The sequence below is a fragment of the Haloarcula sp. H-hyl2 genome (assembly GCF_056934385.1).
On record NZ_JBRIIJ010000001.1, the window covers coordinates 1,323,708 to 1,335,965 of the forward strand.

The 12,258-nt window shown below is 64.7% G+C and carries 15 protein-coding genes; 12 read left to right on the top strand and 3 right to left on the bottom strand.

Annotation, left to right across the window (positions count from 1 at the left end; all coding sequences use genetic code 11):
* The first annotated feature begins 18 nt into the window (after positions 1-18).
* From Hhyl2_RS06815 to Hhyl2_RS06845, 7 genes are all read left to right on the top strand, one after another.
* A complete protein-coding gene (locus tag Hhyl2_RS06815) occupies positions 19-714 on the top strand; it encodes a helix-turn-helix domain-containing protein (protein ID WP_483549983.1) in 696 nt (231 codons plus the stop codon).
* Between the two features lie 53 nt (positions 715-767).
* Entirely contained in the window at positions 768-1,223 is a 456-nt protein-coding gene (locus Hhyl2_RS06820; RefSeq protein WP_483549985.1) for a universal stress protein, read from the top strand.
* A gap of 96 nt (positions 1,224-1,319) precedes the next feature.
* Positions 1,320-2,246: a glycine betaine ABC transporter substrate-binding protein gene (locus tag Hhyl2_RS06825; protein ID WP_483550558.1), complete on the top strand. Its 927-nt coding sequence runs from the start codon at positions 1,320-1,322 to the stop codon at positions 2,244-2,246.
* A gap of 4 nt (positions 2,247-2,250) precedes the next feature.
* Complete coding sequence (locus Hhyl2_RS06830) at positions 2,251-2,970, top strand: ABC transporter permease (protein WP_483549986.1); 720 nt, start codon at positions 2,251-2,253, stop codon at positions 2,968-2,970.
* A gap of 11 nt (positions 2,971-2,981) precedes the next feature.
* Positions 2,982-3,983, top strand: coding sequence for an ABC transporter ATP-binding protein (locus Hhyl2_RS06835; RefSeq protein WP_483550559.1), 1,002 nt, complete (start codon positions 2,982-2,984; stop codon positions 3,981-3,983).
* The gene (locus Hhyl2_RS06840; RefSeq protein ID WP_483549987.1) at positions 3,983-4,657 is read left to right on the top strand and encodes an ABC transporter permease; all 675 of its coding nucleotides are present in this window, start codon (positions 3,983-3,985) and stop codon (positions 4,655-4,657) included. Before Hhyl2_RS06835 ends, Hhyl2_RS06840 begins: the two co-directional genes overlap by 1 nt.
* A 49-nt stretch (positions 4,658-4,706) precedes the next feature.
* Positions 4,707-5,120 carry an EamA family transporter gene (locus tag Hhyl2_RS06845; RefSeq protein ID WP_483549988.1) on the top strand — a complete coding sequence of 138 codons (414 nt, stop codon included), beginning with the start codon at positions 4,707-4,709 and terminating at the stop codon, positions 5,118-5,120.
* A 103-nt stretch (positions 5,121-5,223) separates the two neighbouring features.
* On the opposite strand, the gene Hhyl2_RS06850 is transcribed toward Hhyl2_RS06845, so the two are convergent.
* Positions 5,224-6,174 carry an FKBP-type peptidyl-prolyl cis-trans isomerase gene (locus tag Hhyl2_RS06850; protein ID WP_483549989.1) on the bottom strand — a complete coding sequence of 317 codons (951 nt, stop codon included), beginning with the start codon at positions 6,172-6,174 and terminating at the stop codon, positions 5,224-5,226.
* Between the two features lie 48 nt (positions 6,175-6,222).
* Complete coding sequence (locus tag Hhyl2_RS06855; RefSeq protein ID WP_483549990.1) at positions 6,223-7,257, bottom strand: threonine ammonia-lyase; 1,035 nt, start codon at positions 7,255-7,257, stop codon at positions 6,223-6,225.
* 81 nt (positions 7,258-7,338) lie between these two features.
* On the opposite strand from Hhyl2_RS06855, the gene cyaB reads away from it, so the two are divergent.
* From cyaB to Hhyl2_RS06875, 4 genes are all read left to right on the top strand, one after another.
* Positions 7,339-7,884: a class IV adenylate cyclase gene (gene cyaB, locus Hhyl2_RS06860; protein ID WP_483549991.1), complete on the top strand. Its 546-nt coding sequence runs from the start codon at positions 7,339-7,341 to the stop codon at positions 7,882-7,884.
* A 63-nt stretch (positions 7,885-7,947) separates the two neighbouring features.
* Positions 7,948-9,150, top strand: coding sequence for a methionine adenosyltransferase (locus Hhyl2_RS06865; protein ID WP_483549992.1), 1,203 nt, complete (start codon positions 7,948-7,950; stop codon positions 9,148-9,150).
* A 46-nt stretch (positions 9,151-9,196) separates the two neighbouring features.
* Entirely contained in the window at positions 9,197-9,688 is a 492-nt protein-coding gene (locus Hhyl2_RS06870; RefSeq protein ID WP_483549993.1) for a DUF5804 family protein, read from the top strand.
* Between the two features lie 249 nt (positions 9,689-9,937).
* Positions 9,938-10,702: a helix-turn-helix transcriptional regulator gene (locus Hhyl2_RS06875; RefSeq protein WP_483549994.1), complete on the top strand. Its 765-nt coding sequence runs from the start codon at positions 9,938-9,940 to the stop codon at positions 10,700-10,702.
* Here the strand turns inward: Hhyl2_RS06875 and Hhyl2_RS06880 are convergent.
* A complete protein-coding gene (locus Hhyl2_RS06880; protein ID WP_483549995.1) occupies positions 10,699-11,610 on the bottom strand; it encodes a PLP-dependent cysteine synthase family protein in 912 nt (303 codons plus the stop codon). The genes Hhyl2_RS06875 and Hhyl2_RS06880 overlap by 4 nt on opposite strands.
* A gap of 107 nt (positions 11,611-11,717) precedes the next feature.
* On the opposite strand from Hhyl2_RS06880, the gene Hhyl2_RS06885 reads away from it, so the two are divergent.
* Complete coding sequence (locus Hhyl2_RS06885) at positions 11,718-12,143, top strand: DUF488 domain-containing protein (RefSeq protein WP_483549996.1); 426 nt, start codon at positions 11,718-11,720, stop codon at positions 12,141-12,143.
* The last annotated feature ends 115 nt before the right edge of the window (positions 12,144-12,258 follow it).

The following is a 12,258-nucleotide window of genomic DNA, read 5'->3' on the forward strand; positions in this document are numbered from 1 at the left end:
GATTGCGAGAGATATACCATGTTGACAGCGAAGGTCTGTGTCCGATACGAAGGTAACTGGACGGCGGAGTTGACGGAACACGACGTCTCCGCGCAGTTCCCGGCCTCGACCTTCCGGAACCGGGAGTACATCGGCCTGATGACGCTCGAGACGTCGGAGTTCGAGACGGTCCTGCAGATCATCGAGGACGCACCGACCGTCCTCGAAGTCGACGTGGTCGAGCGGTACGACCGACAGGACAGCACGACCGCAGCGACACTGTTCCTGGAGGGTGCGCTCACGGAGTTCACGCCGGCACAGACGCTCCTGTACGAGGGGTTCCTCCCGATGGGACCGACGACTCTGGAGAACGGCAGGGAGTGTTTCGATCTGTTGTTACGGAACAGAGACGAACTGACTGCCGCCGTCGAAGCGCTAGAGGAGTTCGGCCACGTCAGCGTCGAGCGGATCTCACAGGAGTTCAGTCGGGAGGTGACACCGAGCAGCGCCGAGTGGCAGGAGCTGCTGGCGTCCATTCCGGCCCGACAGCGGGAACTGCTCAACCTCGCAGTGAGAGAAGGGTACTTCGAGATACCGCGGGAGACGACCTTAGAGGAGATCGCCGAGGAACTCGGCATCACGAAGACGACCGCCTCGAACCACCTGCGGAAAGTCGAACGACAGATGATGGAGTTTTTCGTCCCGTATCTGAACCTCTCGGGTGTCGATACTTAATGTATGGACATGTGTGACACACCGCATTTAGTAGTCGTCACCGAACGGGAGGTATGGCGACACGGATACTGCTCCCCCTGACGAACCACGCGCCGTGGGCCAGGTCAGTCGCGGACGTGGTCACAGAGATCGAAGACCCGTCGACGACAGAACCGGTCACGTTGCACGTCTTCGAAGGGACCGAAGTAGAGAGTACACGGGAGAACCTGGATGTCGACGCGGACGAGGCCGACATCGATACGCTCGCCGCCCGGAAGAACGGCGTCAGTGCGGCCGTCGACCGTCTCTCGGAGGCTGGCTTCGACTGTGAACCCCGAGGAGCCCGAATCGAGGGCGGTTCGGACCCGAGCGAAGCCATCCTCCGACAGCAAGAGGCCGAGCAGGCCGACCGCGTCTACATGTACAGTCGGAAGCGGAGTCCGGCCGGCAAGGCCGTCTTCGGCAGCACGCTCCAGAAGGTCCTTCTCAACGCCGGCGTGCCGGTCGTGGCCGTGCCGATGGGCCACTGATCCCCATCGAATCCAAACCCTCTTATAAAACATTCCAATAGTTCGTGCCAAGACCTAACGAAGATATCGGGTATGGTACGAGTAGGTATGTCAGGAATGTTCACACGGCGTGACGTGCTGGCCGGGACCGCAGGTGTCGGACTCGCAGGACTCGCAGGCTGTGGCGCCCTGGGCGGCGGTGGGGGGTCGGTGGCCGTCAGTTCGAAGCGGTTCACCGAGCAGAAGATACTCGGCTACATGACCTACGAGGCGCTGAAGGCAAACACCGATCTCGAAGTCACAGACGAGACGGGTCTAGGTGGAAGCGTCCAGAACTTCCGGGCCGTAAAGGAAGGCGAAGTCGACGTCTACTGGGAGTACACCGGTACCGCGTGGGCGACGCTCCCGCCGAAACACAGCGAGGTCATCTCCGATCCCGCGGAGATCCACAGCAAGGTCAAATCCGAGTTCGCCGAGGAGCACAATCTGGAGGTGCTCGACCGGGCGCCGTTCAACAACACGTACGTGCTCTGTGCCAACCCCGACTGGGCGAGCGAGACCGGTATCTCGACGCTCAGTGGCTTCGCCGAGCACGTCAACAACGGGAACACCGACCTGACTGTCGTCATGAACGCCGAGTTCCAGTCACGGTCGGACGGCTGGCCTGGCCTGGCCAAACACTACGGGTTCGACTCGGTGAAAGGCGACCTCAACGTCAAGAACGTCGGATCGGGGCTGACCTACCAGGTCACCGGCGAGGGTGAGGCAGACGTCGGCATGGGATTCAACACCAATCCGAAGATCCTGAAGTTCGACCTACAGACACTCGAAGACGACGAGGGCTTTTTCCCGGTGTACAATCCGGCACCGTTCGTCAACGGTGACACGCTGAGCACCAATTCCTCGATGAAATCTGCGCTCAACGCCATCGGGCCGAAACTGACGACCGACAAGATACGGACCCTCAACCGACGGGTCTCCATCGACGGCGAGGACGCACAGACGGTGGCAAAGAGCTTCCTGTCGGACGAGGGCCTCATCTGAACGGATGACCGCTCCCGACCCAGTCGTCGCACCGGCGCTGCTCGCAGGCTACGTGGAGTTCGCCGTCGAGAACAGCGCGAACCTGCTGACCCTGCTCGTCGAGCACATCAACGTCATCGTCCAGTCCATCGTCCTCGCCGTCCCCATCGGGGTCCTGCTGGGGGTCGCGATCTCGTACAACGAGACGGCTGCAACAGTGATCCTCTGGCTCGCCGGCATCATGATGACGATCCCGAGCATCGCGCTGTTCGGACTGCTCATCCCGTTTCTGGGTATCGGGGCGCCACCGGTCATCTTCGCGCTCATCCTGTACACCCAGCTACCGGTGATCCGAAACACCTACGTCGGGCTCGATCGGGTCGACAGGGCCGCCGTCGAAGCCGGCGAGGGTCTGGGGATGACCAGACTGCAGCGGCTCCGGCGCGTACAGTTGCCGATGGCGTTGCCTGTCATCATGGCCGGCGTGCGCAACGCCGTCGTCATCCTCATCGGCATCGCAGCCATCGGGGCGTTCATCGGTGCCGGTGGCCTCGGGGACTTCATCTTCCGCGGTATCAAGGAGGCGAACACACCGATGATCGTCGTGACCACGGTGGTCCTCTCGGTCCTCACGCTGGCGTTCGACTACGGGTTCGCCATCGTCGAACAGCTCCTCCGGCTGCGCAACGGGGAATCGGTCGACCAGATCCTCGGCACCCGCCTCGTCAGGAGGGCATTCGCATGACAGACACTGCTATGATCGAGTTCGAGAACGTTACCAAGGAGTATCCGGACGGAACCGTGGCGATAGAGGACATCAGCTTCAGCGTCGAGGAGGGCACCACGACCGTGCTGGTCGGCCCCTCCGGCTGTGGGAAGACCACCACGATGAAGCTCGTCAACCGACTGGAGGACCCCACCGGTGGGACCGTCTACTTCGACGGCACCGACATCCAGCAGCAAGACGAGATCGATCTCCGGCGGGACATCGGCTACGTCATCCAGGAGATCGGCCTGTTCGATCACATGACTGTCGGCGAGAACGTCGCGACGGTACCGGAACTCAAGGGCTGGGACCAGGACGAGATCGACGCTCGTGTCGAGGAACTGCTCGACCTGATGGACCTGCCACCCGACCAGTACCGCGACAGCTACCCGACGGAACTCTCCGGCGGTCAACGCCAACGCGTCGGTGTCGCCCGCGCGCTCGCGGCCGATCCCGACGTGATGTTGATGGACGAGCCCTTCGGCGCGCTGGACCCCATCACCCGAGAAGACCTCCAGAACGAATTCCTGGAGATCCAGTCGGAACTGGACGTGACGATCCTCTTTGTCACTCACAGCATCGACGAGGCGCTGAAGATGGGCGACCGGATCGCGATCTACAACGTCGGCGAGGTCGTCCAGTACGACACTCCACAGGCAATTCTCGACGAGCCGGCAAACGAGTTCGTCGAGGACTTCATCGGTGCCGACCGCGAACTGAAGAAACTCCAGGTGACCAGCGTCGAGCAGGTGATGTCCGACGGCGTTCCGACCCAGTACGCCGGGATGGTCGACGAGTTCCAGACATCCGCTTCGGCTGTCGCCGCGAACGGGTCCGGCGCACCGAAGCCCGTCTCGCCCACGGATAGTACACAGGTCGCGCTCTCGCGGCTCATCGAGACCGACGCCGACGCGTTGCCCGTCGTCGACGGCGACGTGATCGGTGTCGTCACCGAGGACGATATCCGGAGTCACACGATGGAGGGTGCCTGATGGGTATCGGTACCGACTTGCTGGACGCCTGGGAGTTCCTGCTGGCCAACTGGGACAAGTTCCTCGAACTGCTGTCGACGCACCTCCAGCTCGTCGTCATCTCCGAGATTCTAGCCATCCTGGTCGCTGTCCCGCTCGGTATCGTCGCCGCGCGCAACGAGCGTCTGAAGGGGCTGATCCTCGGCACCGGGAACGTCGCACAGACCGTCCCGACGCTGGCGATCATCGCGCTGGTGTTCCCGCTGCTGGGGCTCGGGTTCCTCCCGTCGCTGGTCGGCCTGTTCACCTACGCGCTGCTGCCGATCCTGACCAACACCATCGCCGGCATCGAGGACGTCGACGACGACACCGTCGAGGCCGCGCGCGGGATGGGGATGACCGACAACGAGATCCTCCGGAAGATACAGCTCCCGCTCGCGCTCCCGGTCATCTTCGCGGGCATCCGGACGAGTGCGGTCATCAACGTCGGGACGGCCTACCTGGCGTTCTTCATCGGCGGTGGCGGCCTGGGCCTGTGGGTCATCAGCGGCATCTCGCTGTTCAACACGCCACAGGTGCTCGCCGGCGCGATTCCCGGTGCGATACTGGCCATCTCGATGGACACCGTCTTCGCCCTGGTCGAGCGCCGACTCGGCGGTGAGGCAGTCACCGACGACGTGACCGCAGCCGCATGAGACGGGCAACGGTGGTTCTGTCGCCGCGTCTTCGCCCGGGAGGGCCGTGATGCAAGCCACCAGCGTCGCCTACGCGCTGTTCGGGATGGTCGCCTGGGCGTTCTGGGCGCTGTTCGTCAAGCTCGGCCAACGCGGCGCGTCGCCCAAAGCCGTGTTGCTCGTCACGTATGGAACAGCTCTCCTGGTCATCGGCGGCTACGCACTCCTCAGTCCCGGAAGTATCTCGCCGTCGTCCAAGAGCGTCCAGTACAGTATCGCAGGCGGCCTGTTCTCCGGGCTCGGGGCGGTCAGCTACTACATCAGCCTCAGACACGGCGACGTCGCCGTTGCGACGACGGTTACCGGCCTCTACTTCGCCGTCGCGGCGGTCCTGGGCGTCGTCGTCCTGGGCGAGTCGCTTTCGACCACGGAGGTCGCCGGTCTCGCCTTCGCCGGGTTGGGTGTCGTCCTGCTCGCGCAGTGAGCGACCGCAAGCGTCGCCACTCTGCAGGTCGAAACGGGTGAGAATTGGCGCTGCGAGACAGCGCGATTCGGAAGATTGTCCGCCCGCTACACCGCGATAGGTCTTACTCTTCGGCGCCTTCGATCTCGTCGACGATCTCTTCGGCGTCGACGTCAGCGTCCTCCAGCGCTTCCTCCAGGTCGGCGCCGCCGGGGCCGCCGCCCATGCCGCCCATCATGCCGGGCATGCCCATGCCGCCGCCACCGATCTCCTCCTGGACGATGATGCGGTCGACACCGAGCAGCTGGGTGAGCTGCTGGGCGATCTGCTGTTTGCCCATCATCCACTGCTGGTTCATCGTCAGCTGTGGGGTCGCCTCGATGTAGAGGGTGTCCTTCTCGACCTCGACGGTCTCGTACTCTGGCTCTGCGTCCTCGTCCTCTTCGTCATCGTCGCTCTCGACGAGCTGTTCCTCCTCGACGGTGTCGGTCTCGAACCAGAGGTCGAGCTCCATGTCCAGCATCATCTGGATGATGCCCTGGGCCTTCTCCTCGCGGTCGGTGACCTCGGCGACGATCTCGTAGTTGTACTCGACGTCCTCGCCGGCCAGCGGGTGGTTGAAGTCGACGCGAGCACGCCCGCCGATGATCGTCTCGACGTGGCCGTGCTCGCCCTCGATGTCGACGTGGGCGCCGGGGTAGCGGTCGTCCTCGGGGATCTTGTCCTTCGAGACGGTGCGGACCTGATCCTCGTCGTACTCGCCGAAGGCGTCGGCTGCCGCGATGGTCACGGTCCCCTCGTCACCGACCTCCTTGCCGATGATGTCGTCCTCGACGTCCGGGAAGATGTGGCCCTCGCCCAGGACGATCGTTCGGGGGCCGAACTCCTGCTGTTCGGTGTCGACACCCTCGTCTTCGGCGACCTCTTCGTCGGTCGTGTCGACGAGCGAGCCATCCTCGACAGTGCGTGCGGTGTAGGCGAGCTTGATCACGTCGCCATCCTGCAGGCCTGCCTCGGTTGTTTCGTCGGCTCCTTCCTCGACGTCTTCGGCGTCGGCCTCGGACTCGTTGCTCATACCGTGTCCGACTGCCGTGGCACTCTTAAGAACAACGTTTCCCGTCTGTCAACAGGAGTAGTCACTCGCCGCGAGGATACGATCGAGCTTCGACTGCTCGATGTTCCGGCCCGAGATCGGGAGGACGACCGTCTTCCCGGCGATCTCGTCGCGCAACTGGAAGGCAGCCGCGACGGCGGTCGCACACGCGCCCTCCATGACGATGCGGTCCTCGCAGAACAGCCGAGCGACTTCGTTGCTGATATCGGCCTCCGAGACCAGTCTGAAATCGTCGAGCTCGGACCGTAACACCGCCATCGGGAGCGCGAACGGCACGCGCGTGGCGACGCCCTCTGCCATCGTCTCCATGCGGTCGTGGGCAGCGAGCGTATCCTCCTGCCAGGCGCGGTACATCGCGGGTGCCGCCTCGGACTGCGCCCCGACGATGGTCGCGTCCGTCTTCTCGCCCACGGTGAGACAGTAGCCAGTCGCGGACGTGCCGCCGCCGATGGGGCTGAACAGGTAGTCGACGTCGGGCAACTCCTCGACGATCTCCAGGCCGGCGGTCCCGACCCCGGCGAGCAGTTTCGGTTCGTTGCCCGAGTGGACGTACCGGGCCTGTTGCTCGACGGCCAACTGCTCGATGTGTTCGCGGGCGTCGTCGTAGTCCGCGCCGTGGCGGATGACCTCGGCACCGAGACGACGCATCTCACGTACCTTCCCGTCGTTGGCGGCTTCGGGGACGCCGATGGTGACAGGGACGTCGAACTCCCGGCCGGCCCAGGCGATCGACTGGCCGTGGTTGCCCGAACTGGCAGCGACGAGGCCGCTGTCCCGGAACTCCTCGGCCATCGTGGCCACGAGGTGTACGCCGCCCCGGACCTTGAACGCGCCCGTCGGGAGGGTGTCCTCTCGCTTGAGGTAGACGTCGGCGTCCAGGGCCGCCGAGAGGGGTTCGCTGCGGACCAGCGGCGTCTTGGGGAGGTACTCGGAGACGACCGCACGAGCGGCCACGACGTCGGCTGTGGTGGGGGGCGTCAGGTCGTGGTACGGGAAGACGGTCGTCTCGTCGGGGGACTCTACGGGTTCGTACTGACCGTCCATACTCTCTCACGTGGTCCCGGGAACAGTAAACCCCGCGGTCGGAACAGGCGGTTTTTGACCGTCCACGTCGTGGCCTGGTCCATGTACGAAGTAGAGGTCAAGGTCCCGGCAGCGCTCGCGACCGTGGCGGACCGCCTCGACGAACGAGGTGCGGAGCTGACCGGCGACGTCGTTCAGGCGGACACCTACTACGATGCGCCACACAGGGACTTCGCCGAGACTGACGAGGCACTACGGGTCCGCCGGGAGACCCGTGATGGGACGACGACAGCCCGGATGACCTACAAGGGACCGCTGGTCGACAGCGAGTCCAAGACCAGAGAGGAGGTCGAGACGGGCGTCGACGACGGGGACGACGCCGACGCCATCTTCCGGAACCTCGGCTTCGAACCGGCTGCGACCGTCCGGAAGGACCGCCGGTGCTACAGTTACGACGGCTACACCGTCACGCTCGACGCCGTCGACGACGTCGGCGAGTTCGTCGAAGTCGAGACCGAGGTCGAGAGCGAGAACGACCTCGAAGAAGCACGCGAGGGCGCCTACGAAGTGCTCCGCACTCTGGGCCTGGACCCCGACGACCAGCGTCGGACCTCGTATCTCGGGATGTTGCTCGACGATTCCTCGTAGTTATTTTTCCCCACTGAGCACTTCCCGTAAGTTATAGAACCCACCATGGCGAAGTCCGTCTCAATGACCGACCGAAACATCCACGTCCAGCCCGAGAGCGGGCTGGCGGTCGAGGACCAGGAAGTCGAGATCGTCGAGCGGAAGGGGATCGGTCACCCGGACTCTATCTGTGACGGCGTCGCCGAGAGCGTCTCACGCCGGCTGGCGAAGGCGTATATCGACCGCGTCGGCAAGGTACTGCACTACAACACCGACGAGACCCAGCTCGTCGCCGGCAACGCGGCACCGGCTTACGGCGGCGGCGAAGTGCTCGAACCGATCTATCTGCTCATCGTCGGCCGAGCCACGAAGACCTACGAGGGGACTCGCATCCCGGCCGAGCGACTCGCGCTGGAGGCCGCCCGCGAGTACCTCGACGAGCAGTTCCCGCATCTGGACGTCGGCTCGGACATCATCGTCGACGTCCAGCTCGGCGAGGGGTCGGGTGACCTTCAGACCGTCTTCGGCGAGGAGGCCTCGGTGCCGATGGCCAACGACACGAGCTACGGTGTCGGCCACGCCCCACTCTCGGAGACCGAGCAGATCGTCTACAACACCGAACGGCGGCTCACCGGCGAGTACGCCGCCGACCACCCCGTCGTCGGCGAGGACGTGAAGGTGATGGGCAAGCGCGAGGGCGACCACATCGACGTCACCGTCGCCGTCGCGATGGTCGACGAGTACGTCGCCGACCTCTCCGAGTACAAGGCCGCAGTCGAGGACGTCCGGACCTACGTCTCGGAGCTCGCGACCGAGTACACCGACCGCGACGTCTCCGTCCACGTCAACACCGCCGACGACTACGAGACCGAGTCGATCTACCTGACGACGACCGGGACAAGCGCCGAGCAGGGTGACGACGGCTCCGTCGGTCGCGGGAACCGTGCCAACGGCCTCATCACGCCGAACCGTCCGATGAGCATGGAGGCCACCTCCGGGAAGAACCCGGTCAACCACATCGGGAAGATCTACAACCTCCTGTCGACTTCGATCGCCGAGTCCGTCGTCGACGAGGTCGACGGCATCCGACAGCTCCAGCTCCGCCTGCTCTCACAGATCGGGTCGCCCATCGACGACCCCCACGTGGCCGACGCCATGCTCGTCACCGAAGACGGCGTCGCGATCAGCGACATCGAGGACGAGGTCCGGGCCGCCGTCGACGACGAACTCGCGGACGTCACCGAGATCACCCGGCAGGTCATCGAGGGCAACGTCTCGACGTTCTGAGGAACCCATCGAAAACTAAATCCACATACGGGGTCTGTGTCCGACAATGACACAGGTCTGTCTCGTCGGCGACGACGAGGTGAACCTCCGGTACGAACTCCTCTCGCGCGAGACGGCCCGCAACGCGCTGGCGACATACGACCTGCGCGAACCGTTCGCGAACACCGTCGCCATCGAGACGGTCAGTCTGGGCGCTGCAGTGGCGCTGTTGAACGACCTCAACTGGTACCTCGTGCGCTTCACCGACGCGGCGTTCGTCAAGGAGCCCTCGATCAGCGAGTCGGAATGGCTCTCGCGGGACCTCGCGGCCGCCATCAGGGACGACACAGTGACACCACCCGAGGCCGACCGGTTCCTGACGATCTACGGCGTCGAACAGCCCGAAACCGAGGTCGACGAGGACCCGGAGCCGGGGCCACCACGGCTCGTCGAACCGATGCTGGTCACGCGCACCGGCGACACGATCCCGGAGTACGACCTCCGTGAGGTCGACGAGACGCTCGTCGTCCGGGTCACTGAAGAGGAGTTCGGCGCTTGACCGGCCAGAAGCGAGTGGTCGATTGTCAGAGGCGCTGTCCGGTCACGGACCAGACCACTCGCGGCCCCGGACTCCGTTTGGAGCCCGGACCCATCAGAGATGAATGAGGTCTACGATACTTATACCGACGGGCCGGGAAATTGCCCATCAGGTAAGAAACCGCAAGACGCATCCGGTCCGGTCGGTTGCCCGACTCACATCGTGTGAGAGGCAAAGACTTCTTATCCGATCAATTAAATGTCATTCACGATGGGATCGCTACCCGACGTCGTCGATGTCGTCGCCAGACGACGCGAGTTGCTCGCGCTGTTGACCGAGCCACAGACGAAACCGGACCTCGTCGAACAGGCCGACATCGCTCGATCGACCGTCGACAGGGCCATCGACGACCTCCGCGAACACGGGTTGGTGGCACGTGAAGGGAGTACGTACGTCGCGACCTACGCCGGGCGCCACGCCGCCGACGCTTACGACGGGTTCCGCGCACGGCTGGACGCCCTGGAAGCAGCCCAGCCGATCCTCGACGTCTTGCCTGCGGACGTGTCGATTCCTCCAGCAGCCCTAGAGGAGGCGACGGTGCTCGAATCGACGCCCGAGGCACCCCAGACACCCGTCGAACACAACGCCGACCTGGTCGCCGGGGCGACGACGTTCCACGGGACCGGGCCGGCCGTAATTCCACAGTACACCGACACTGTCACCGAACTCGTCACGGCTGGGGGCGCGACGGTCGAACTTGTCCTGACCGAGGCTGTCGTCGAGGCCCTCGACTCCGAGTACGCCGACGGCTTCGAGCAGTTGCGGGCTGCCGCCGGGCTCTCGCTGTACGTCACCGACGAAGAGATGCCCTATGCCGTCTGGACTGCCGAGAAACCGACCGAGACGGTCAGCGGCATCGTCGTCTACACCGACTCGGGAATCAAGGGCGCGATCAACAACGACACGACGGCGATGAACGAGTGGGCGCGGGCGACCTACGAGTCCTACAGGACGAGCGCACGCCCCCTCGACTAGTCGAACATCCCTGTCGACATGTATCGCTCGCCGCTGTCCCAGTAGACGGTCACGACCAGCGGATCGGCGACGCCCTGGTCGAGGAGGTCCTGTGCGATCTCGCGGGCTGCGAGGTTCGACGCGCCCGAGGACTGACCGACGAAGATGCCCTCCTCACGGGCCAGACGCCGACATTCGGCTTCTGCCTCGTCGAGTTCGACCGTCACGACGTCGTCGATGAGGTCGACGTCGGTGTTGGGGCTGATGAACCCCGGCCCCATCCCCTGGAAGCTGTCCTCGCCGGTGCCGGGTTCCATCCCCGACAGGACCGCGTTCTGGGCCGGTTCGACGGCGACAACGTCCATCTCGGGGAACGTCTCGCGGAGGCGTCGGCCGGTCCCACTGATGGTCCCGCCCGTCCCGACGCCGGCGACGAACGCGTCGACGGTCCGGTCGCCGACCTGTTCGATCACCTCCTCGCCGGTCGTCTCGTAGTGAGCCTGTGGGTTTGCAGGGTTGTCGAACTGCCGTAGCTGCACGTAGCCGTCCTGCTCTGTGAGTTCGTCGGCACGGTCCTTGGCGTCGGAGATGTCCCCCTCGACGAGTTCGATGTCGGCGCCGTAGGCCCGCATGATCTGGCGGCGTTCGGGGGACTTCGAGGACGGCATCACCAGAACGACGTCGTACCCCTTGACGGCGCCGACCATCGCCATCCCGATGCCCGTGTTGCCGCTGGTCGGCTCGACCAGGGTGTCCCCCGGTGAGAGGTCGCCGTCATCCTCTGCACGCTCGATCATGAACTTCGCCGGCCGGTCCTTCGCGGAGCCGCCGGGATTGAACGATTCGATCTTCGCGGCGACTGTCGCCCCCTCGGGCGCGGCGACTGACACCAGCGGCGACCCGATAGTGTCGAGGATAGAGTCGTACATGCGGGCGGCTACGCGACGCCGCCCTAAACCCCTAGTGGAGCCGCCAAAGGGTGTGGGTGGTCCCGGGTGGCGGCAGACTTTTCCGGCGGCTGGCCGACCAGCCAGCTATGGCTGGCACGGTCACGGACACCTACGTCGCCGCACTTCAGCACGACCTCGTCGACCTCGACGGCGACGAGACGCTGGTCGGGGTCGTCCGGGAGCCGACGGGGTGGTTCCACGCCGCCGTCGACGAGAACGTCCCGGCGCTGGGGCCCCCCGAGGGGCTGCTGGCGGAGGCGAAGCAGGTCACCGAGGATTTCAAGCGGCGGGGGATGTGTGACGAGGGAGCCCACAACGCCGCCTGGGAGGAGGTCGACTTCGCGGACCGCTATCGGACGTATCTGGCAACCGACAAGCAGGCACAGGCGGCCCTGGCGGATCTCCGTGACCGACTGACCGACGGCGAACCGCTCGTGCTGGTCTGCTTCGAGGGCCACGGGAAACGCTGTCATCGGACGATCCTCCGTGATCGGCTAGAGCGGGACCAGTGACCTGTCGAGGGTGGACGAGTACGTGGCTGTTCGATCTGAACTGGTGGCTCGTGTGTGTCACTTGCTGCTTGCGGGAGGCAGTGGATTAGTTCAGCATACTGGACGGGTTCTACTC